Below are 19,473 nucleotides of genomic sequence, written 5' to 3'. Positions count from 1 at the left end.
CCGGTCTCCTGAGCCGACCTCAGAAAACGGACAGTCCGGTCACAGAGACGGGCGCTAGGAGTCCGCACACCCTGCCGCGAGGGCTACGTACACGTACAGGTGTCGAAACCCCGGCCCGCCATGGGCCAGAATGAGCCCCGTGCCTTCCCTGTTGCTGATCGAGGACGACGACGCCATCCGGACGGCCCTGGAGCTCTCTCTGACGCGCCAGGGACACCGGGTGGCCACCGCTGCCAGCGGCGAGGACGGTCTGAAGCTGTTGCGTGAGCAGCGGCCGGACCTGATCGTGCTGGATGTGATGCTGCCCGGCATCGACGGTTTCGAGGTGTGCCGTCGTATCCGGCGCACCGACCAGCTGCCGATCATTCTGCTCACCGCGCGCAGTGACGACATCGACATCGTCGTCGGACTGGAGTCCGGCGCCGACGACTACGTGGTCAAACCCGTGCAGGGGCGTGTTCTCGACGCCCGGATCCGGGCCGTGCTGCGGCGCGGGGAGCGCGAGGCCAACGACGCGGCCACATTCGGTTCGCTGGTGATCGACCGCGCCGCGATGACTGTCACGAAGAACGGCGAGGACCTCCAACTCACGCCCACCGAGCTGCGGTTGCTCCTGGAGCTGAGCCGCCGGCCCGGACAGGCCCTGTCCCGGCAGCAGTTGCTGCGGCTGGTGTGGGAACACGACTACCTCGGTGACTCGCGGCTGGTGGACGCGTGTGTCCAGCGGCTGCGCGCCAAGGTCGAGGACATCCCGTCGTCCCCGACGCTCATCCGTACCGTGCGCGGCGTCGGCTACCGCCTGGACTCGCCTCAGTGACCGACGCACCAGGGGGGATCCGCGGCTGGCGCCCGGGTCGTAAGGGAGTTCTGTGGCGGCTGCGCTTCACCAGCCTGCGCCTCAGACTGGTCGTGGTCTTCGGCCTGGTCGCCCTGACGGCCGCCGTGTCCGCGTCCGGCATCGCGTACTGGCTCAACCGCGAGGCGGTCCTCACCCGCGCCCAGGACGCGGTGCTGCGCGACTTCCGCCAGGAGATGCAGAACCGCGCCGGCGCCCTGCCCGTCCACCCCACCCAGGACGAACTGATGCGCACGGCGGGCCAGATGGCCAACAGCAGCCAGCGCTTCAGCGTCCTGCTCATCGCCGAGGACACGAACGACAAGACGGTCTACGGCAACTCCGGCGGCCTGAACGGCTTTTCGCTGGAGGACGTGCCCAAGTCGCTGCGGACCGCGGTGAACAAGCAGCAGTCGGTGTCCGACGGCAACAGGGAGCCGTACCACCTGTACTGGCAGCGGGTCACCGAGCACGGCACGCCGTATCTGGTGGCCGGGACCCGGATGATCGGCGGCGGGCCGACCGGTTACATGCTCAAGTCCCTTGAGCCGGAGGCCAAGGACCTCAACTCGCTCGCCTGGTCGCTGGGTATCGCCACCGGGCTCGCGCTGATCGGTTCCGCGCTGCTCGCGCAGGCCGCCGCGACGACCGTCCTCAAGCCCGTACACCGGCTCGGGATCGCCGCGCGCCGGCTCGGCGAGGGCAAGCTCGACACCCGTCTGCGGGTCTCCGGCACCGACGAACTCGCCGAGCTGTCACGGACGTTCAACCAGACCGCCGAGGCGCTGGAGAAGCGGGTCGCCGACATGGCCGCCCGCGACGACGCCTCGCGCCGGTTCGTCGCCGACATGTCGCACGAGCTGCGCACCCCGCTGACCGCGATCACGGCCGTCGTGGAGGTCCTGGAGGAGGAACTCGACGCCGAGACCGGCAGCGTGGACCCGATGATCGAGCCCGCCGTACGCCTCGTCGTCAGCGAGACCAAGCGGCTCGGCGACCTCGTCGAGAACCTGATGGAGGTCACGCGCTTCGACGCGGGCACCGCCCGGCTGGTCCTCGACGACGTCGACATCGCCGACCAGATCACCGCCTGCATCGACGCCCGCGCCTGGCTGGACGCCGTCGACCTGGACGCCGAGCGCGGCATCCACTCCCGGCTCGACCCGCGCCGCCTCGACGTCATCCTCGCCAACCTCATCGGCAACGCCCTCAAGCACGGCGGCTCCCCCGTCCGGGTCTCCGTCCGCCTGGAGGACGACGACCTCGTCATCGCCGTGCGCGACCACGGCCCCGGCATCCCCGAGGACGTCCTGCCGCACGTCTTCGACCGCTTCTACAAGGCGAGCGCCTCCCGGCCCCGCTCCGAGGGCAGCGGCCTCGGCCTCTCCATCGCCCTGGAGAACGCCCACATCCACGGCGGCGAGATCACCGCCGCCAACTCCCCCGACGGCGGCGCGGTGTTCACCCTGCGCCTGCCCAGGGACGCCTCCGCGCTCACGGAGGAACCCGGCACCGAGAAGGGCGAGGGCTCCGGCCCCGAGGAGAACGCGTCATGACCGTACGACACCGCTACGGCATCGCGGTCGCCCTCCCGCTGCTCGGGCTGCTGCTCTCCGGGTGCGGAATCCGGGCCACCGAGGTGCCGACCGACTTCGGGGCGGCGCCCTCGCGGGTGCCGTGCACGCTCACCGAGCCGGACGTCTCGACGCAGGCCGCGCGCGGAGTGCCCGTGCAGGTGTTCCTGCTGTGCGGGTCGTCGCTGGTGACCGTGGACCGGGCGGTGCAGGTGCCGGACGGCACGGCGGACGTCCAGCGCCGGGTCATCGTCGCCCAGGGGCTGCTCGACCAGCTCGCCGAGTCGCCGTCCTCGGGCGAGCGGGACGCCGGGTACACGACCGACGTGCGCGGCGGCATGACGGTGAGCGGGCCCCGGGCGCGGGACCCCAAGGACGCGCTGCGGCTGAGCAATTCACCGGCCGACCTCACGTCGTACGCGCTCGCCCAGATCGTCTGTACGTTCTCCGACTCGGCCGCGGCCGAGGGCGACGGCTCCGTGATCCTCGGCGGCCCGGACGGCACCCCGCTGCGCCGCTACGAGTGCACGGACGGCGTCCGCACCGACCCCGGCACCAAGGCCCCGCCGTCCAGCGAGGTGACGGACGGCTGAAGCCGCGGGCGCCACGACGGTGAACGGGGCGCGAAAAGGGGCGTGTGGCGCAGGCCTCACCCTGGTGCGTGGCGTCTACCCGGAACCGATCGTGCCGGACAGGGCGTCTTGTGGGGCGTGCAGCGTCAAGGCTCCATCGGCGGCAGCGCCGCGATTCGCATCCGTGTGGCAGGAGGTGTCCTCCTCGTCGCACATCTCGTGCTCGTCGCCTGGGTCACGCTGCGCCCCCGGGACGTCCCCTGGGTGATGCCCCCGAACCTGCACCCGCTGGCCAGCATCAGAGCCGACCTGGCGATGGGCTGGCCGGAGGCGTCGAAGCGGATCGGTGAGGGCCTCGCCCTGCTGGCCCCCCTGGGCATCCTCCTGCCGACGGTCAGCGGCCGGCTCCATGTCTCCCCGCTCGCGTCCTTCATCCGCACGGTCGCCGCGGGCGCCCTGATCTCCCTGGGCATCGAACTGCTCCAGACCGGGGTCCCGGGCCAGGTCGTGGACATCGACTCCCTGCTGATGAACACGGTGGGCGTCGCCATGGCCCACGCCGCGATCGTCCCGGCGGCCCGTGCCCGGCTCCGCCGCAGGGGCGAGACGAGCCCCCCGCCGACCGTCCTCCAGGAGGAACCGGCTCAGGGCCGGACCCCGACGATTCCCAGGGTCGGCATCGCACCGTAGAGCGACGCGGGGTGCGCGGCGGCTCCGTACGGTTGACGGCAGATGAGGCAACCACCCGGGGGCCTCGGACAACCGCTCGCGAAGGAGCCCCTCATGACCGCCATTGCCCGCCCCACCCAAGGCCGCATGATCGGCGGAGTGTGCGCTGCGCTGGCGCGGCGCTTCGGGACCTCCGCGACCACGATGCGGGTGATCTTCCTGGTCTCCTGTCTGCTGCCCGGCCCCCAGTTCCTGCTCTACATCGCGCTGTGGATCCTGTTCCCGGCCGAGGACAAGGTGCGCACCGAGGCCTGGTGACGCACCGGTCCCGGACAGCGCCCCTGTCCGCACGCGCCGATGGGGCGCACCCCTCGTCCAGGGGTGCGCCCCATCGGCGCGTGCGGGGGTGGGATCAGCCCAGCGGGATGCCGTTCAGCGGCAGGCCGTGCGTGGGCAGGCCCGTCTGCGACAGCGGCAGCCCGCCCAGCAGCCCGGCGACCGGCGCGGTCGGACCGTCGCTCAGGACCTTCTCGGCGGCCGGCTGCACGGCGGACAGGCCACCGGCGAGCGCGGGCTGCGCCTGGCTCAGCGCCTGACCGGCACCCGGGAGGGCCTTGGCGAGGTTCTCCGCGGGCAGCGTGTGGGTCACGGTACCCAGGGCCTGCGTGGCGTCCGGAAGCGCCGGGGCCGCGCTCGCGGCACCCGCGCCTACAGCGGCGAAAGCGGCACCGAGGGCGGCGACACCGAGGGTCTTGGCAGCAGACTGCTTCATGGTGAATGCGTCCTTGAATGGGATGACGGGGATGTGAGCGGTCCAAGACCGTAAACACGCGGAGGCACCCGCCGCAAACATCGAAATGCGGACGGATTGTGAACACCCGCCCGCATTCCGGTCCCGTCCCGTTCCCCCGTTCAGCCCTCTTCGACTACAGAACCGCTGGTGGAAGCGGTCTGCTGGAACAGCCATTCGGATTTCAGCTCGGCATATCCGGGTTTGATCACGTCATTGATCATCGCAAGTCGTTCATCGAAAGGAATGAATGCTGACTTCATAGCATTGACGGAGAACCACTGCATGTCGTCGAGCGAATAACCGAACGCCTCGACAAGGTGCTCGAATTCCTGGCTCATGCTGGTGTGGGACATGAGGCGGTTGTCGGTGTTGACCGTCGCCCTGAAGTGCAGGCGGCGCAGCAGCCCGATCGGATGCTCGGCGTAGGAGTCGGCGGCCCCGGTCTGGAGGTTGGAGCTGGGGCACAGCTCCAGCGGGACGCGCTTGTCCCGCACATACGACGCGAGCCGTCCCAGCTCGACCGAGCCGTCCGCCTTCACCTGGATGTCGTCGATGATGCGCACCCCGTGCCCGAGCCGGTCGGCGCCGCACCACTGGAGGGCCTGCCAGATCGACGGCAGCCCGAAGGCCTCGCCGGCGTGGATCGTGAAGTGGTTGTTCTCGCGCTTCAGGTACTCGAAGGCGTCCAGGTGCCGGGTGGGCGGGAACCCGGCCTCCGCGCCCGCGATGTCGAAGCCGACGACACCCAAGTCGCGGTACCGGTTGGCGAGTTCGGCGATCTCCAGGGATCGGGCGGCATGCCGCATGGCGGTCAGCAGAGCCCCCACCCGAATCCGCCGCCCACCCTCCCGGGCCGCGAACTCCCCTTGCCGGAAGCCCTCGTTGACGGCCTCGACGACCTCTTCGAGGCTGAGCCCGCCCTCCAGGTGCTGCTCGGGCGCGTACCGCACCTCCGCGTAGACGACACCGTCCTCGGCGAGGTCCTCGGCGCACTCGCGGGCCACCCGGATCAGCGCGTCCCGGGTCTGCATCACGGCGACCGTGTGCGAGAACGTCTCCAGGTACCGCTCCAGCGAACCGGAGTCGGCGGCCTCGGCGAACCACACGCCGAGCTTGTCCGGGTCGGTCTCGGGGAGTTCGGAGTACCCGGCGTCCCGGGCGAGTTCGACGATCGTCCCCGGGCGGAGACCGCCGTCGAGGTGGTCGTGCAGCAGAACCTTCGGCGCCCGGCGGATCTGGTCCGCGCTCGGGATGTTCGTGGTCTGGCTCGTCATTTCCGCACTCTAACTCCTACGCGCGTAGATCGCCCGCTGTACGAATCCGTCGATACGTAACGGTGACCGCGCGGAAGGGTGGCGTACACGCTCACTTCTGACACTGTTCTGTCATGGCACAGCAAGCGACGCCGGTCAGGACGGCCCGGCTGGGGAGAGCGCTCGGCCCCGAACCGACCTCGGTGAGCGGCGTGGTGCTGCTGCTCCCCGGCGGCGAGGAGGTCTCCAGCCGCAGGCCCTCCCCCATGATGGCGACAGCCTCCGTACGGGCGTTGGGCCGCCGGCTCGCCCGCGGGGGCCAGGCCGAGGGGCTCGCCACGCACGTCGTCCACTACCGCTGCCGCGGCTGGAACGGCAGCGAGGCGTCTCTCGCGCACGACGCGACCTGGGCGGTCGAGGAGGTCGTACGGCGGTACGGGGACGTGCCCGTGTGTCTCACCGGGATCGACATGGGCGCCCGCGCGGCGTTGCGCTCCGCGGGGCACGAGGCGGTGAACTCCGTTGTGGCGCTTGCGCCTTGGCTGCCCGAACAGGATGTCGCGGCGCCCCCCGAACCGGTGAAACAGCTTGCCGGGCGGCGGGTGTTGATCGTGCACGGCACGAACGACGAGCGGACCGATCCCGAGCTGTCGTTCCGGTTGGCGGCCCGGGCGAAGAAGGCGAACCGGGACATCTGCCGGTTCGAAGTGCATTCCGACGGCCACGCGTTGCATCAGCACCGGCAGGAAGTGCACGCGTTGACCGAGGACTTCGTGATGGGGGCGTTGTTCGGGCGGGCGTTCTCCCGGCCCGTGGAGGACGCGCTTCAGGCTCCGCCGCCGCTGGGGCTGAGGATGCCGTTGGCCGCGGGGTTCGGGCGGTCGCTACGTCGGTAGCAGGTTGCCCCTCCGTGACAGGAGGAACTTCTTGAAGGCCGCCACCGGCGGGGTGTCCGGGTGGCCGTCGAGCCACGCCACGCCGATCTCCCTCACCGCCCTCGGGGCGGTGACCGTCAGTTCCGCAACTCCCGGACGCGGCACGGCGGGTGGAGGGAGGAGAGCCACCCCCAGACCCGCGGCCACCAGGCCCCGGAGGGTCTCCGCCTCCTCCCCCTCGAAGGCGATCCGCGGACGAAAGCCGGCCTCCGCGCAGACGGCGTCGGTGATGCTGCGCAGGCCGTAGCCCTGTTCCAGGGTCACGAAGGTCTCGTCGGCCGCCTCGGCGAGACGGATGCGCTTGCGGGTGGCCAGGCGGTGGTCGGCCGGGACGACCAGACGGAGCTTCTGTACGTCGAGGCGGTGGGCCACGACGTCGGGGGCGTCGAGGGTCGGGGAGGTCAGGAGGCACAGGTCCAACTCCCCCGCGCGCAACCGCTCCAGCATGGCCTCGCCGTAGTTCTGGACGAGGCTGAAGCGGACGCGGGGATGGTCGGCCCGGAAGGCCCGGATGAGGCCGGGAACGGTTTCCGAGCCGAGGGTGTGGAGGAAGCCGAAGGCGACCTTGCCGGTGGTGGGGTCGGCGTCGGCGCGGACCTCCTCGGCGGCCTTCTCGATCTCGGCGAGGGCGCGGTCGACCGAGGCGAGGAAGGTGCGGCCGGCGGGGGTCAGCGACACCGTGCGGCCTCTGCGGGCGAACAGGTCGACGCCCAGGTCCTGTTCGAGGCGGACCATCGCCCGCGAGAGGGTGGACTGCGGGACCTGCATCTCCTGTGCGGCCCGGGTGACGTGTTCGGTGCGGGCGACGCCGGCGAAGTACGCGAGGCGGGGCGCAAGCAGCGCGACGATGTCTTCTGTGTCACCGGACGGTGACAGGTGAGCCTGTGACCTCTGCTGATGCACCATGGGAACGATTATGGCGTTTCCGTGCATTGGACGGATGAGCGGGCACGTACGTAGCGTCGCAGCATGCCTTCCGCCGATACCGGGGCGTCCACGACCGTGGCCGCCACCCTCCCTGCCCCCGACTCCGACTCACGGCTCGCGCCGGGTGGTCCCGGCTATCGCCGTATGAGCTTCGCGCTGTTCCTCGCGGGCGTGGCGACCTTCGCGCTCCTCTACTCCACACAGGCCCTGCTGCCGCTGATCTCCGCCGGTTTCGCGGTGTCGGCGAGTGCGGCGAGTTGGACGGTGGCGGCGGCGACGGGCGGGCTCGCGTTGCTCGTCCTGCCGATGAGCGCGCTCTCCGAGCGGTTCGGACGCCGTACGGTCATGACGGCGTCGTTGGTCGTCGCGGTGGGCATCGGGGTGCTGGTGCCGTTCGCACCCTCGCTGGGCTCGTTGGTGGCGCTGCGGTTCCTTCAGGGTGCCGCGCTGGCGGGGCTGCCCGCCTCGGCGACGGCGTATCTGGCGGAGGAGGTCCGGCCGAAGGCGCTGGTGACGGCGATCGGGCTGTTCGTGGCCGGCAACAGTGTCGGCGGGATGAGCGGCCGGGTCATCACCGGCTGGGTCGCGCAGGAGTGGGGCTGGCGGGTCGCGGTCGGGGTGATCGGCGTCATCGCGGTCGGCTGCGCGGTCGCCTTCCGGCTCCTGCTCCCCGCCCCTCGGCACTTCACACCGGGTTCGCTGCGCCCCCGCGTCCTGGCCCGCACGGTCCGCGACCACCTCGCGAACCCGCTGCTGTGCCGCCTGTACGCGATCGGCGCCCTCTTCATGACGGTCTTCGGCGGCGTCTACACGGTCATCGGCTACCGCCTCACCGAGGCCCCCTTCTCCCTCCCCCAGGGGCTCATCGGCTCGATCTTCCTGGTGTACCTGGTGGGGACCGTGTCGGCCTCCACGGCGGGCCGGCTGGTGGGCCGGCTGGGGCGCCGGGGCGCGCTGTACCTGGCGGGCGGCACGACGGCCGCGGGCCTGCTGGTCTCCCTCGCCGACTCGCTCCCCCTCGCACTGCTGGGCCTGGTCCTCATCACGGCGGGCTTCTTCGCGGGGCACGCCGCCGCGTCCTCGGCGGTCAGCAAGACGGCGACGACGGGGCGTGCGCAGGCGTCGGCTCTCTATCAGTCCGCCTACTACATCGGGTCAAGCACCGGCAGCACGGTCGGCGCGATGGCGTTCCACGCGGGGGGCTGGGCCGGGACGGTGGGGGTCGGGCTGCTGGCGGTCCTCGGCGTGGTGACGATCACCGTGCTCGGGTCGCGGGCGGCTCGGGTGGAGCGACGGGGCGTGGTGGCGGCCTGAGTTCGGCACTCAGGCGACACCCCGCGTCTCACAACCGACCTGACCTGCACGTTCCTTCACTCCTCGCGCCATTGTCAGTGGGCTGCGCTACGTTGCGGGGTAAGGGAAGAACGGCCACAGGGGTGGGTGGGCGAGACCATGAGTGACAGCGTTGTGACTACGACGGACGACCTCGACGTCAGGCTGGAGAAACACCGCGTCGAGCTGACCGGGTACTGCTACCGCATGCTCGGCTCCTCCTTCGAGGCCGAGGACGCGGTGCAGGACACCATGGTCCGCGCCTGGCGGAACTACGAGAAGTTCGAGGGCAGGTCCAGTCTGCGGTCCTGGCTGTACCGGATCGCGACCAACGTCTGCCTGGACATGCTGTCCGCGGGCAACAAGCGGGCCCGCCCCGTGGACCTCAGCGACTCCACCCCCCTGGCGCAGGCCGCGCTGTCCCCCCGCCCCGACAACACCTGGCTGGAGCCGATGCCGGACGCGCGCGTGCTGCCGACCGTCGGAGACCCCGCGGAGGCGGCCGTGGCCAAGGAGTCGGTGCGGCTCGCGTTCATGGCGGCCCTTCAGCAACTGCCGCCGAAGCAGAGGGCGGTGCTGATCCTCCGCGAGGTCCTCGCCTGGCGGGCCAACGAGGTCGCCGAGCTGCTCGACACCTCCGTGGCGTCGGTGAACAGCGCGTTGCAGCGGGCCCGCGCGACCCTCGCCGAGCGGGACGAGAAGGCGGCCGACGCCGCGGTGTCCGACCCGCTCGACGAGGAGCAGCGCAAGCTCCTTGAGCGCTACGTCGCGGCCTTCGAGGGCTACGACATGGCCGCGCTCACCGCGTTGCTCCACGAGGACGCCATCATGACGATGCCGCCGTTCGACCTGTGGCTGACCGGCCACGACGACATCACGGGCTTCATGACGACGATCGGTTCCGCCTGCGAGGGCTCCCGTCTGATCCCGGTCCAGGTCAACGGCCTGCCGGGCTTCGCCCAGTACAAGCCGGACCCGGAGAAGGGCGGCTTCAGCCCCTGGGCGGTCCAGGTCCTGGAGATCTCAGACGGCGGGCTCACCGGGTTCCACTTCTTCCTGGACACCGAGCGCTGGTTCCCGCTGTTCGACCTGCCCCTCCACCTCGAAGCGGAGTCCGACGAGATCGAGGAGGGCGCGTAGCGCGGGAGCGGGTGAGCGCAGCCGTATCCGGCCTCCGGACCGGCGGGCGGTCAGTTGCAGACGGGCCAGGAGGTCGACGGCGCCGAGCCCCGGTGGCCCGGGGCCGACGATCTCGACCAGGACCACTCCGGCACCTGCCGTCGTCTCCAGCCTCGCCCGTACCTCGGCGCACAGCTCCGCCACCTCGTCGGGGGTGACGGGGCGGGCCGGCACGAGTACAGCGGGTGTCTTGGCGTCCACGATCGGTAGACCGGGTGGGCGGGCGTAACTCATCGGAGGCGACCGCCTAGGTTTGCTGTATGCCCCACGGATCAGCCCCGCCCTGGATACCCGACGGCCTCTCGCGTGCGGACGGCTCCGCCGAGGGGGTGCCGTGCAGGGGGTGCTGACCGGGTTCGCGGTCATCGGGGTGGTCATCGCGGTCGGCTATCTGATCGGGGTGCGCGGGTCGCTCGGCGAACACGGGCGGGACGTCCTGACCAAGCTGGCCTTCAATGTCGCGTCCCCCGCCCTGCTGTTCACGACCCTCGCGCGGGCCGACCTCTCGGTGATCTTCTCCAGCGGGCTGCTGGTGACGATGCTGAGCACGGCGGCGGTGGCGGGCCTGTTCGTCGCGGTGGGGGTCGCACGGGGATGGGGCATCGGCCGTACGACGATCGGGGCGCTCTGCTCCAGTTACGTCAACTCCGGCAACCTCGGGATTCCGATCTCGGTGTACGTCCTGGGCAACGCGTCGCTGGTGGCGCCGGTGATGCTGTTCCAGCTGGTGGTGGTGAGCCCGCTCGCGTTGACGGTCCTCGATCTGTCGGGGGCGGGCGAGAAGGGGCCGCTGTGGCTACGGCTGCTGACTCCGCTGCGCAATCCGATCGCGCTCGGGTCGCTCGCGGGGGTCGCGGTGGCGGCGACCGGGATTCAGCTGCCCGGTCCGGTGATGAATCCGCTCACCCTGATCGGGAACATGGCGGTGCCGGCGGTGCTGATCGGGTTCGGGATCTCGTTGCGGGGAAGTTCGTTGCCGGGTCGGGGAGTTGAGCGGTGGCCGGTGTTGTTGTCCGTCGCGCTGAAGGCGGTGGGGCAGCCGGTGATCGCGTGGGTCCTGGCCGCGGGGGTGTTCGGCATACGGGGCGCGGGGTTGCTCGATGTGGTGGTGACATCGGCCCTGCCCGCCGCGCAGAACCTGTACACGTACGCGAGCCGGTATCGGGTGGGTGAGGGGTTGGCCCGGGACTCGATTCTGCTGTCCACGGTGGTGTCGGTACCGGTGCTCGTCGTGATCGCGGCGTTGCTCGGGTAGGGGCGGTCGTGGTGGGTTCGCAGGTGCGTCGTGGCCGGTCGCCCGGTTCCCCACGCGAAAGGGGCCGGGACCCTGAAAGTCCCAGCCCCTCCCCGCTGCCCGATACCAACCGCCCACCGATCAGGCGATGCGCTCCAGCACCACCGGCGAGGCCTTGAAGTCCGTTCCCTCGGCGCCGATGTCGTACGAACCCTTCACCGCGTCCAGGGCGTACTCGAAGCGGTCCGGGGTGTCCGTGTGGAGGGTCAGGAGGGGCTGGCCCGCGGTGACCGTGTCGCCCGGCTTGGCGTGCATCTCGACTCCCGCGCCCGCCTGGACCGGGTCCTCCTTGCGGGCGCGGCCCGCGCCGAGGCGCCAGGCGGCGACGCCGATGTCGTAGGCGTCGAGGCGGGTGAGGACGCCGGACGCCGGCGCCGTCACCACGTGCTGCTCGCGGGCCACCGGCAGCGGCGCGTCCGGGTCGCCGCCCTGCGCCGCGATCATCCGGCGCCAGACGTCCATCGCGGAGCCGTCGGCCAGGGCCTTCGCCGGGTCGGCGTCCTTCACTCCGGCCGCGTCGAGCATCTCCCGGGCCAGGGCGATCGTCAGCTCGACGACGTCCGCGGGGCCGCCGCCCGCCAGGACCTCCACCGATTCGCGGACCTCGAGCGCGTTGCCCGCCGTCAGGCCCAGCGGGGTCGACATGTCCGTCAGCAGCGCCACCGTCCTCACGCCGTGGTCCGTGCCCAACCCCACCATCGTGGACGCCAGTTCACGCGCGTCCTCGATCGTCTTCATGAACGCGCCCGTGCCGACCTTCACGTCCAGGACGAGGGAGCCCGTGCCCTCCGCGATCTTCTTCGACATGATCGAGGAGGCGATCAGCGGGATGGCCTCCACCGTGCCGGTCACGTCCCGCAGCGCGTACAGCTTCTTGTCCGCCGGAGCCAGGCCGTCGCCCGCCGCGCAGATCACCGCGCCGGTCGTGTCCAGCACATGCAGCATCTCCTCGTTGGAGAGCAGCGCGCGCCAGCCGGGGATGGACTCCAGCTTGTCGAGGGTGCCGCCGGTGTGGCCGAGGCCCCGGCCGGAGAGCTGCGGGACGGCCGCGCCGCAGGCCGCGACCAGCGGGGCCAGGGGCAGCGTGATCTTGTCGCCGACGCCGCCGGTGGAGTGCTTGTCGGCCGTCGGGCGGGACAGGGACGAGAAGTCCATGCGCTCGCCGGAGGCGATCATCGCGGCGGTCCAGGTGGCGATCTCGCGGCGGTTCATGCCGTTGAGGAGGATCGCCATGTTGAGGGCGGCCATCTGGTAATCGGCCACGTCCCCGCGGGTGTACGCGTCGATGACCCAGTCGATCTGCTCGTCGCTCAGTTCACCGCGGTCCCGCTTGGTACGGATGACGGAGATGGCATCCATCGACACTTGCGCCATGGCTTGGCTTTCCTTCCGGACGTTCAGAAAATGCGCGGCCCCTCCGTGTCGTGGTCGCCGACTCGGAAGGGCCGCACGGGAGTTACCTGGTGAGATGGTCCGGCCCGAAGGCCTGCGGAAGCATCTCCGAGAGCGGCAGGATGCCCGCCGGTGTCTCCACCAGCAGACCGGGGCCGCCGAACTCGTACAGCAGCTGGCGGCAGCGGCCGCACGGGACGAGGATGTCGCCCTTGCCGTCGACGCAGGTGAAGTGCGTCAGCCGGCCGCCGCCGGTGCGTTGCAGGTGGGAGACCAGCCCGCACTCGGCACAGAGGCCGAGGCCGTAGGACGCGTTCTCCACGTTGCAGCCGGAGACCGTGCGGCCGTCGTCGACCCGGGCGGCGACCCCTACGGGATACCCCGAGTACGGCGCGTACGCGTGGGACATCGCCTCCCGCGCCTCGGCGCGCAGCTCGTCCCAGTCCACGGCCATCTCGGCGGCGGGCGAGGTCACTTGCCCTGTCCCTTCCGGTACGGCAGGCCGTCCGCCTTCGGCATCCGCAGATGCTGCGCGGAGAGCGAGAGCACCAGCAGGGTGACGATGTAGGGGCTGGCGCCGACCAGCTGGGTCGGGACGTCGTCGGTGGTGGCGTACCAGACGAACATCACGGCCGCGATGATGGCGGTGACGACGGCCGGGACGTACCGCTTCCTCCAGATCATGTACGCGCAGCCGGCCACCAGCAGGAAGCCGAGCAGCAGGATCAGGGCGTGCACGTTGGTGGAGCCGCCGCGCAGGTTGAGGCTGTCGGTGTAGCCGAACAGGCCCGCGCCGAGGGCGAGTCCGCCCGGCATCCAGTTGCCGAAGATCATCGAGGCGAGGCCGATGTAGCCCCGGCCGCCGGTCTGGCCGTCGAGGTAGACGTTGGACGCGACGATCGACAGGAAGGCGCCGCCGAGGCCGGCGAAGCCACCGGAGATGATCACGGCGATGTACTTGTACTTGTAGACGTTGACGCCGAGGGACTCGGCGGCCACCGGGTTCTCACCGCAGGACCGGAGGCGGAGGCCGAAGGCCGTGCGCCACAGGATCCACCAGGTGGCCGGGACGAGGGCCACCGCGATGACGGTGAGCGGGGAGAGGCCGGTGAACAGACCGCCGATCAGGCCCCCGAGGTCGGAGATCAGGAACCAGTGCTTCTCGTTGAGCTTGTCCAGCCAGGTGGAGAGGCCGGGGATGTCGAAGGTGCCCAGCGAGTCGATCGGCGGGGACTGCTTGGCGGAGCCCTGCTCGGTGTTGGCGAAGGTGAACTTCGACAGATAGCGGGTGGTGCCGAGCGCCAGGATGTTGATGGCGACACCGGAGACGATGTGGTTGACGTTGAACGTCACCGTGGCGATGGCGTGCAGCAGCGCGCCGAGGCAGCCGCCGATGATGCCGAAGACGACACCGGTCCACGGGCCCCACTGGTAGCCGGCCCAGGCACCGAACCAGGTGCCGAGGATCATCATGCCTTCGAGGCCGATGTTGACGACGCCCGCGCGCTCGGCCCACAGACCGCCGAGACCGGCGAGTCCGATCGGCACGGCGGCCCGGAGGGCCGTGGACATCTGGCCGGTGGAGGTGATGCCGTCGGCGCCGGTGATGACGCGGACCAGCGAGGTCAGGATCAGGGCGCCCGCGACGATCAGCAGGAGCACGGGGAGCGAGAAACGGCGGCCGCCCTTGCCGGGCTGCTGCGCCTGCGGCTTGGCGATGGTCGCGGTACTCATCGGGCCGCCACCTCCTTCTTCTCGGAGTTGTTCCGGGCGGCAGCGGCGAGTTCCTCACCGACGCGCTTCTGCTGGCGGCGCAGGCCCCAGGTGCGGACGACCTCGTACGAGATGACGACCGCGAAGACGATCAGGCCCTGCATGATGGTGGCGATCTCCTTCTGGTACGCGACCGGGGTCGCGTAGTCCAGGGCGGGAGAGGCCTTGTCGAGGAAGGCCCACAGGAGGGCGGCGAGTGCGATGCCGCCCGGGTTGTTGCGGCCGAGCAGGGCGATGCCGATCGCGGTGAAGCCGAGGCCCTCGGGGAAGGTGAGGCTGTAGGTGTGGCTGTCGCCGAGCAGCAGCGGCAGACCGGCGAGGCCCGCGACACCGCCGGAGATCAGCATCGCGGTGAGCGTCATGCGCTTGGCGTCCACGCCGGAGGCCGCGGCGGCCGACTCGGACTCGCCGGTGGCGCGCAGGTCGAAGCCGAAGCGGGTGCGGTTGAGGACGAGCCAGTACAGGACGCCCATGATCACGGCGAGGAAGACCAGGCCGTAGATCTCGCCGACGTCCGAGCCCAGGTTGATGCCCGGGATCCAGCCGGACTTCTTCATGATGCCGGTCGTCATGTTGTTGCCGACCTGCACGCCCCAGGTGTTGGTCTGCGTGAGGTAGAGGATCAGGCTGGTGGCGATCGCGTTGAGCATGATCGTCGCGACGACCTCGCTGACCCCGCGGGTGACCTTGAGGACACCCGCGATCCCGGCCCAGAACGCGCCGGTCAGGATGGCGACCAGGAGCAGCAGCGGCACCTGGAGCACGGCCGGCAGGCCCACGTGCGCGCCGACGACCGCGGTCATCACCGCGCCGAGGCGGTACTGGCCGTCGACGCCGATGTTGAACAGGTTCATCCGGAAGCCGAGGGCGACCGCCAGGGCGGCGATGTAGTACATCGACGCCTGGTTGACGATCAGCACCTGGACGTCCGAGTACCCGATCTGCTGGAGCATCAGGTGGTACGGCTCGATCGGGTTCTTGCCCGAGGCGAGCAGCACGACCGAGGTCAGCAGGATCGCCGCGACAAGCGCCATGACCGGTCCGGCCACGGCGAGGAGCACACGCTCCTTGTCGAACTTCTTCATCGGGCCTCGTCCTCCGGGGCGGCGGTGTCGTCCGCGTTCTCTACGGTGCTGTCCGCGCCGTTTCCTACGGTGCTCTCGGCGCCGTCCGATGCTTCCTCGACGTGTTCGAGGTGACCGGAGGCGGCGCCGGTCATGGCCGAGCCGAGTTCCTCGGGGGTGACGGTGGCCGGGTCCGCGTCGGCGACCAGCCTTCCGTCGTAGATCACGCGCAGGGTGTCCGACAGGCCGATCAGCTCGTCCAGGTCGGCGGAGATGAGCAGGACGGCCAGGCCCTCGCGGCGGGCCTCGCGGATCTGGTCCCAGATCGCGGCCTGCGCGCCGACGTCCACACCGCGGGTGGGGTGGGCGGCGATCAGGAACTTCGGCTTGTGGCTCATCTCGCGGCCGACGATCAGCTTCTGCTGGTTGCCGCCGGAGAGGGAGGCCGCGGTGACGTCGATGCCGGGGGTGCGGACGTCGTACTCCTCGACGATCCTGCGGGTGTCGGCCTGGGCGCCCTTGATGTCGAGCCAGAGACCCCGGCGACCGCGCGAGTTGGGCTTCTCGGTGACGTGGCCGAGGATGCGGTTCTCCCAGAGCGGGGCTTCGAGGAGGAGGCCGTGGCGGTGGCGGTCCTCGGGGATGTAGCCGATGCCCTTCTCGCGGCGCTTGCGGGTGGCCCATGGCGTGATGTCGTCGCCGAGGAAGCCGATGGTGCCGGAGTCGGCGTTCTTCAGGCCGATCAGCGCGTCGATCAGTTCGGTCTGGCCGTTGCCCTCGACACCGGCGATGCCCATGACCTCACCGGCGTGGATGGTGAAGCTGACGTCGTCCAGGACGCGCTTGGCGGTGCCGCCGATGGCCGCGTCGCCCAGCAGTCCGCCGGCCGCGGGCTCGGAGTCGGCGCCCAGGGACGCGCCGCCCGCCGCGTAGACGGTGAGGGCCTTGACCTCGATGACGGGGGTGTCGGTGACCGTGGACTCCGCCGTCTCGGGGGTGGGGAGTTCGCTGCCGACCATCATCTCGGCGAGCTGGCGGGGGGTCGTCGCGGAGGGGACGGCCGTGCCGACGGTGGTGCCGCGCCGGATGACGGTGATCTCGTCGGCGACGGAGAGGACCTCGCCGAGCTTGTGGGAGATGAAGATGACCGCGAGGCCCTCGGACTTCAGCTCGCGCAGGTTGCTGAAGAGGGCGTCGACCTCCTGCGGCACCAGGACGGCGGTGGGCTCGTCCAGGATCAGGGTGCGGGCGCCGCGGTAGAGGACCTTGAGGATCTCCACGCGCTGGCGCTCGGCGACGCCGAGGTTCTCGACGAGGACGTCCGGGCGGACGTTCAGGCCGTAGCGGTCGGAGATCTCCTTGATCTTCTTGCGGGCGCCGCCGCCGATGCCGTGCAGCTTCTCGCTGCCCAGGACCACGTTCTCCAGGACGGTGAGGTTGTCGGCGAGCATGAAGTGCTGGTGGACCATGCCGATGCCGCGGGCGATGGCGTCGGCGGGGGACGAGAAGGTGACGTGCTCGCCGTCGACGGCGATGGTGCCCTCGTCCGGCTTCTGCATGCCGTAGAGGATCTTCATCAGGGTCGACTTGCCGGCGCCGTTCTCGCCGACGAGGGCGTGCACGGTGCCTTTGCGGACACTCAGGTGGATGTCGCTGTTGGCGACGACACCCGGGAAGCGCTTGGTGATCCCCACCAGCTCGACCGCGATCGTCGACCGATCGCCGAGTGGAGGGTTGCTGGACGCGTCGATGGCGAACTCTCCTCGTGGAAAGGGGCCTCTCTACGCGCGTAGCGCCCCTGCTTTAAATAGTGCCCGGACCTGATCGTTCTCTGTCTGGCATCCGATCCGTTCCGAGCATTCTGCCGCGCGAACGGGGTGCGTCCCTGCCGTCGATCTCGCGCGGCGGGCGGGAGATCGACGGCAGGGGTGCGTGGAGAGACATCCTCCCCACACCCCGTTCCGTGGCCGTAACGCTGTCATTACAGCGCTCTTTTGGCCATGGTCGTGACTGGCCTGGAATCAACGCGTCAGGAGGTCTTGACCTTGATCGAGCCGTCCTTGATGCCCGCCTCGGCCTTCTTGAGCGCGGCCTGGAGGGCGGCGTTGTTCTTGAAGGTCGGGTTCGAGTCGGCCAGGCCGACCGCGCCGTTGCTCAGCGAGCCGCGGATCTCGCCGCTCAGCGGCTTCTTGTCCTTGATGACGGACTTGGAGAGGTCGTAGACCGCGCCCGCGACGTTCTTCAGGGCCGAGGTGAGGATGTACGGCTTGTACTTGGCCAGCGCGGCCTGGTTGTACTGGTCGGAGTCCACGCCGATCGCCCACACCTTGTGCGCGGCGGCGGACTTGATGACGCCCTGGCCGGAGAGACCGGCGGCGGCGTAGATCACGTCTGCGCCGGCCTCGATCTGGCCCTCGGCGGCGGCCTCGCCCTTGTCAGGGCTGGAGAAGCCGCCCTGCTGAGCGGTCTGGGTCAGGTACTGCGACTTGACCGTGACGCCCTTCTTGGTGTCCTTGACACCTTGCTCGAAGCCAGCTTCGAACTTGTGGATGAGCGGCACGTCGACTCCGCCGACAAACCCGACGGTGTTCGACTTGGTGGTGAGCGCGGCGGTGACGCCGGCCAGGTAGGAGGACTGCTCCTCGTGGAAGACCATGTCGGCGACGTTGTCGGCCTTGGTCTTGTCGTCGTCGATGATGCCGAAGGAGATCTTCGGGAACTTCGCGGCGGCCTCCTTGACGGCGGGCGCGTAGGCGAAGCCGACTCCGATCACCGGGTTGTAGCCGGCCCGGGCCAGCGTCTCCAGACGCTGCGTCTTGTCCGCGTCGGACTCACCGTCCTGCGGTTCGACGTCCCGGCCGCTGACGCCGAAGTCCTTCTCGGCCTTGGTGAAACCGGCGTACGCGGCGTCGTTGAAGGACTGGTCGCCCTTGCCGCCGACATCGTAGGCAAGGCCAATACCCTTGGACGTGCCCCCGGAGCTGCTGCTGGTCGTGGACTCGCTGGACGAGCTGCCACAAGCGGAGACGGTTACTGCAAGAGCTGCGGTTGCAACGCCTGCAACGGCGATACGGGACACCCGGCGCATGGAACGAGACTCCTTCGTGCAAGCGCCCCAACCAGGCGCTGGTTCCGTCGCAGAGTAACGCGCGTAGACACGCGGGAGAACCCCAACTTGCCAGAGCGTTATCCGACCGTTTTGAACCTTTGCCAAACGCCATCGACCGGGTGACATGTATCAGACAATCCCACCCTCAAGATCCACCCGCCGAAGGATCTATTCCTCCGCGGCTCCCCACCAGAATCCTTGATCGAGATACGCACTCTCGCGGGTCGGACCAACCTGCGGCGTGTCTCTCGTATCCATGGGGAGGATCATGAAACTCAAGAAGCTGGCCGCCACCACGGTAGGCATCGGCCTGACCCTGTCGGCCACCGTGGTAGGCCTCGCGACACCCGCGCTGGCCTCCACGAGCTGCAAGACCTGGACGTCCGCCGACCGGGCGACCGGCTACGGCAAGTGCACCGGGGGAGTCACCCGCTTCGACACCCACCGGGTGAAGGCGGTCTGCATCGGCCCCACCGGCAGCAAGTTCAACGTCTACGGCAAGTGGGTCAACACCCGCGCCGGCGAGACCTCGAAGGCCGTCTGCACCACCAACACGTCCCAGTCCGGTGTCGAGGTGTTCAGCCTCAGCACCGAGACGGAGACGCCCTGATCCGACCGGTCCTGACGAGCGTGTCCAACGCTCGCGGACAGCGGACATGAGGGAGCCCCGGGCCATCAGGCGGGCTCTACTGATCCCCGCAACGCCCTTGAGTTCAGGGAGTTGCGGGGATCGTGGATTTCGAGGTGCTGAAGGCGAGGTTCTTCGAGGCAC

The 19,473-nt window shown here is 70.0% G+C and carries 20 protein-coding genes; 10 read left to right on the top strand and 10 right to left on the bottom strand.

Going from position 1 to position 19,473, the window contains the following annotated elements; translation table 11 throughout:
* The first annotated feature begins 139 nt into the window (after positions 1 to 139).
* From afsQ1 to ACIRB1_RS44760, 5 genes are all read left to right on the top strand, one after another.
* Complete coding sequence (afsQ1, locus tag ACIRB1_RS44780; protein WP_033280216.1) at positions 140 to 817, top strand: two-component system response regulator AfsQ1; 678 nt, start codon at positions 140 to 142, stop codon at positions 815 to 817.
* Entirely contained in the window at positions 814 to 2,391 is a 1,578-nt protein-coding gene (locus tag ACIRB1_RS44775; protein WP_403469739.1) for an ATP-binding protein, read from the top strand. The genes afsQ1 and ACIRB1_RS44775 overlap by 4 nt, the downstream gene beginning before the upstream one ends.
* Positions 2,388 to 3,002 (top strand): hypothetical protein, encoded by a 615-nt coding sequence (locus ACIRB1_RS44770; protein WP_352185789.1) that lies wholly within the window; start codon positions 2,388 to 2,390, stop codon positions 3,000 to 3,002. The genes ACIRB1_RS44775 and ACIRB1_RS44770 overlap by 4 nt, the downstream gene beginning before the upstream one ends.
* A 117-nt stretch (positions 3,003 to 3,119) precedes the next feature.
* Positions 3,120 to 3,671 (top strand): VanZ family protein, encoded by a 552-nt coding sequence (locus ACIRB1_RS44765; protein WP_403469738.1) that lies wholly within the window; start codon positions 3,120 to 3,122, stop codon positions 3,669 to 3,671.
* Between the two features lie 93 nt (positions 3,672 to 3,764).
* Entirely contained in the window at positions 3,765 to 3,968 is a 204-nt protein-coding gene (locus ACIRB1_RS44760; RefSeq protein ID WP_033280213.1) for a PspC domain-containing protein, read from the top strand.
* A gap of 94 nt (positions 3,969 to 4,062) precedes the next feature.
* Here ACIRB1_RS44760 and ACIRB1_RS44755 read toward each other — a convergent pair whose 3' ends face one another.
* Together ACIRB1_RS44755 and ACIRB1_RS44750 are read right to left on the bottom strand one after the other, a co-directional pair.
* Entirely contained in the window at positions 4,063 to 4,422 is a 360-nt protein-coding gene (locus ACIRB1_RS44755) for an ATP-binding protein (protein ID WP_352182143.1), read from the bottom strand.
* Between the two features lie 140 nt (positions 4,423 to 4,562).
* Positions 4,563 to 5,717, bottom strand: a complete 1,155-nt coding sequence (locus ACIRB1_RS44750) for an adenosine deaminase (protein WP_352182142.1) — start codon at positions 5,715 to 5,717, stop codon at positions 4,563 to 4,565.
* Positions 5,718 to 5,830: 113 nt separating this feature from the next.
* On the opposite strand from ACIRB1_RS44750, the gene ACIRB1_RS44745 reads away from it, so the two are divergent.
* Complete coding sequence (locus tag ACIRB1_RS44745) at positions 5,831 to 6,592, top strand: alpha/beta hydrolase (RefSeq protein WP_352182141.1); 762 nt, start codon at positions 5,831 to 5,833, stop codon at positions 6,590 to 6,592.
* Here the strand turns inward: ACIRB1_RS44745 and ACIRB1_RS44740 are convergent.
* Positions 6,581 to 7,537 carry a LysR substrate-binding domain-containing protein gene (locus tag ACIRB1_RS44740; protein WP_352182140.1) on the bottom strand — a complete coding sequence of 319 codons (957 nt, stop codon included), beginning with the start codon at positions 7,535 to 7,537 and terminating at the stop codon, positions 6,581 to 6,583. The two genes, ACIRB1_RS44745 and ACIRB1_RS44740, sit on opposite strands and share 12 nt — an antisense overlap.
* A gap of 63 nt (positions 7,538 to 7,600) precedes the next feature.
* On the opposite strand from ACIRB1_RS44740, the gene ACIRB1_RS44735 reads away from it, so the two are divergent.
* Both ACIRB1_RS44735 and ACIRB1_RS44730 read left to right on the top strand, forming a co-directional pair.
* Complete coding sequence (locus tag ACIRB1_RS44735) at positions 7,601 to 8,872, top strand: MFS transporter (RefSeq protein ID WP_403469737.1); 1,272 nt, start codon at positions 7,601 to 7,603, stop codon at positions 8,870 to 8,872.
* 138 nt (positions 8,873 to 9,010) lie between these two features.
* Entirely contained in the window at positions 9,011 to 10,030 is a 1,020-nt protein-coding gene (locus ACIRB1_RS44730; protein WP_403469736.1) for a sigma-70 family RNA polymerase sigma factor, read from the top strand.
* Here the strand turns inward: ACIRB1_RS44730 and ACIRB1_RS44725 are convergent.
* Positions 9,914 to 10,303, bottom strand: coding sequence for an STAS domain-containing protein (locus ACIRB1_RS44725; RefSeq protein ID WP_352182137.1), 390 nt, complete (start codon positions 10,301 to 10,303; stop codon positions 9,914 to 9,916). The genes ACIRB1_RS44730 and ACIRB1_RS44725 overlap by 117 nt on opposite strands.
* A gap of 100 nt (positions 10,304 to 10,403) precedes the next feature.
* Here ACIRB1_RS44725 and ACIRB1_RS44720 point away from each other — a divergent pair, with 100 nt between their 5' ends.
* Positions 10,404 to 11,324, top strand: coding sequence for an AEC family transporter (locus ACIRB1_RS44720; protein WP_403469735.1), 921 nt, complete (start codon positions 10,404 to 10,406; stop codon positions 11,322 to 11,324).
* A 120-nt stretch (positions 11,325 to 11,444) separates the two neighbouring features.
* Here the strand turns inward: ACIRB1_RS44720 and ACIRB1_RS44715 are convergent, their stop codons facing one another.
* From ACIRB1_RS44715 to ACIRB1_RS44690, 6 genes are all read right to left on the bottom strand, one after another.
* The gene (locus ACIRB1_RS44715) at positions 11,445 to 12,728 is read right to left on the bottom strand and encodes a thymidine phosphorylase (RefSeq protein WP_403469768.1); all 1,284 of its coding nucleotides are present in this window, start codon (positions 12,726 to 12,728) and stop codon (positions 11,445 to 11,447) included.
* 91 nt (positions 12,729 to 12,819) lie between these two features.
* Entirely contained in the window at positions 12,820 to 13,209 is a 390-nt protein-coding gene (locus ACIRB1_RS44710; protein ID WP_403469767.1) for a cytidine deaminase, read from the bottom strand.
* Between the two features lie 17 nt (positions 13,210 to 13,226).
* Positions 13,227 to 14,489 carry an ABC transporter permease gene (locus tag ACIRB1_RS44705; RefSeq protein WP_352182134.1) on the bottom strand — a complete coding sequence of 421 codons (1,263 nt, stop codon included), beginning with the start codon at positions 14,487 to 14,489 and terminating at the stop codon, positions 13,227 to 13,229.
* Positions 14,486 to 15,613 carry an ABC transporter permease gene (locus tag ACIRB1_RS44700; RefSeq protein WP_352182133.1) on the bottom strand — a complete coding sequence of 376 codons (1,128 nt, stop codon included), beginning with the start codon at positions 15,611 to 15,613 and terminating at the stop codon, positions 14,486 to 14,488. Before ACIRB1_RS44700 ends, ACIRB1_RS44705 begins: the two co-directional genes overlap by 4 nt.
* Entirely contained in the window at positions 15,610 to 17,343 is a 1,734-nt protein-coding gene (locus ACIRB1_RS44695) for an ABC transporter ATP-binding protein (protein ID WP_403469766.1), read from the bottom strand. Before ACIRB1_RS44695 ends, ACIRB1_RS44700 begins: the two co-directional genes overlap by 4 nt.
* Before the next feature lie 278 nt (positions 17,344 to 17,621).
* A complete protein-coding gene (locus tag ACIRB1_RS44690; protein WP_352182132.1) occupies positions 17,622 to 18,680 on the bottom strand; it encodes a BMP family ABC transporter substrate-binding protein in 1,059 nt (352 codons plus the stop codon).
* Between the two features lie 289 nt (positions 18,681 to 18,969).
* Here ACIRB1_RS44690 and ACIRB1_RS44685 point away from each other — a divergent pair, with 289 nt between their 5' ends.
* Complete coding sequence (locus tag ACIRB1_RS44685) at positions 18,970 to 19,311, top strand: hypothetical protein (RefSeq protein ID WP_352182131.1); 342 nt, start codon at positions 18,970 to 18,972, stop codon at positions 19,309 to 19,311.
* Positions 19,312 to 19,473: the final 162 nt, after the last annotated feature.

The organism is Streptomyces sp. NPDC096013 (assembly GCF_044763565.1).
In the GTDB taxonomy this organism is placed as follows: domain Bacteria; phylum Actinomycetota; class Actinomycetes; order Streptomycetales; family Streptomycetaceae; genus Streptomyces.
The sequence above is the reverse complement of the archived record's forward strand: the minus strand, read 5'-3'. Positions and strand labels throughout refer to the sequence as shown.